Source organism: Chryseobacterium sp. X308 (assembly GCF_020733145.1).
Taxonomy (GTDB): Bacteria; Bacteroidota; Bacteroidia; order Flavobacteriales; family Weeksellaceae; genus Chryseobacterium; species Chryseobacterium cupriresistens.
The window spans coordinates 1-1,553 of record NZ_JAJFZH010000054.1 but is presented as its reverse complement, the minus strand read 5'-3'; the positions used below and the strand labels follow the sequence as shown (position 1 = coordinate 1,553).

General features: G+C 36.3%; 2 protein-coding genes and 1 pseudogene. All 3 read left to right on the top strand.

Annotated elements, in window-relative coordinates; all coding sequences use genetic code 11:
• Positions 1-903: hypothetical protein (locus LIV57_RS22815; protein ID WP_227944442.1), on the top strand; the 903-nt coding region annotated here is incomplete at its 5' end.
• Between the two features lie 3 nt (positions 904-906).
• On the top strand, positions 907-1,323 hold the full coding sequence (locus LIV57_RS22810) for a hypothetical protein (RefSeq protein ID WP_110011521.1): 417 nt from the start codon (positions 907-909) through the stop codon (positions 1,321-1,323).
• A 109-nt stretch (positions 1,324-1,432) separates the two neighbouring features.
• A pseudogene (locus LIV57_RS23010) lies at positions 1,433-1,553 on the top strand (RHS repeat-associated core domain-containing protein); the annotation flags it as partial.

Here is a 1,553-nt window from a genome sequence, read left to right as displayed (position 1 = left end):
AGCACATATGCGTATGTAGGCAACAACCCAATTTCAATGCGTGATCCTGACGGCAGATGGATGGATGATAATGGACATATCGACACTTCCGGAAACTCTAATCCTTTCAGAGATATGGCTCAGTCTCGAATGAGGATGAATGAATTTCTAGGGCGACATTCAGGAGAAGGCGGAGCTGGGGGCTATCTGGCTTTTGGACAGACTCAGGCATATACAGACTTAATGACTGCTTTTTTTAATAAAGGAGAAGTAGGTATTAGTAATCATGGGGGAGCTTTAAGATGGTGGACTAGTATGCCTGATAGCTACGATGAAGAAGGAAATCTTGTGAAAGGAGTTGGTGTGTTGGGTATTTTGATGTTTAAAAACTATTCTGTAGACAATATTGATTGGAATTATACCGGAAGTACATTTTGGAATGCTGCTAAACTAACGGCAAATATGGCTGATTTTGCATATAGCAGAATGGCTGATTACCATTTTTATGACGGACCATGGATGAAGAGGGGATGGAGAAATGCAAATGGAGTATGGAATGATGCAAGCGTTTTGGCAAGGCAGGCAAATGGGAGGTTTGTGAGAGGTGTTGCCGGAAAAAGAATTGCCGCCGCCAATGCAAAAGCTTTTGCTGGGTCTTTGGGTGGTATAGCTAAAAAAGCTAGTGTAATTGGTTATGCTATGGATGGGTATGAAATAATTAAAGATGGTAAAGTAACTGTTGGAGAAGCTGCTAAAATGAGTATTAATGTAATAGCAGGTTCAATTGGTCCTGTGGGATGGGCATGGATGGCAGCAGATATAGGAGTTGCTTTATTTAATAATGGAACAGGTTTAAATGATATAATTGCATCGGAAATTGATAGCGCAACAGGAGGTGCAGCGATAAATATAAATCCTTTTTAAAAAATGGAAAGAATAAAAAAAAAAATCAGATATATATATTGGTTAGGGGCTAATGTACAATATAGATATTTTGGAGAAAGGGGAGATAATGGCATCTACATAATAACAATGTTAATAATAACAGTTTTACTAAATATTTTTGCTTTTTTTAGAGTGTTATTTTATGGACATGTGAGTCTAGGTGATACAACAGTAATTGAAAAATTAGCAGTTGTAGTAATTGTCCTCTTAATTTATCATATAATTAGTAAATCTTTTATAGGTATTCCTATCAAAGATAATGAAGAATTTAAGCACGTTTCCAAAAATAAAAGAATTTTTCATACAGTACTTTTATATGTTTTTTGGGCTTTTTTATTTTATGTATTTCTAGTTATCATGAGTCCAACTTTTCATCCAAGGCAGCTAAAATTTTGGTAATATCCAAATGTGTTGATAATAAATTAGAGTATTGAAAACCAATACTCTAATTTTAAAATATAATGAGGAAGAGCTTTAGGAAATAGGCATGTAAAGCTACGGTTGGCGACAGTATATGCCGGAAACAGGCAAATGGTACGGCATAGATCAGCTGGCAGAAGCCTATACTTCTACAAGCACATATGCGTATGTAGGCAACAACCCAATTTCAATGCGTGATCCTGACGGCA

Bases quoted from the DNA above. Each gene is read 5' to 3' on its own strand.
- LIV57_RS22810 (WP_110011521.1), top strand. From the start codon at position 907: ATGGAAAGAATAAAAAAAAAAATCAGATATATATATTGGTTAGGGGCT.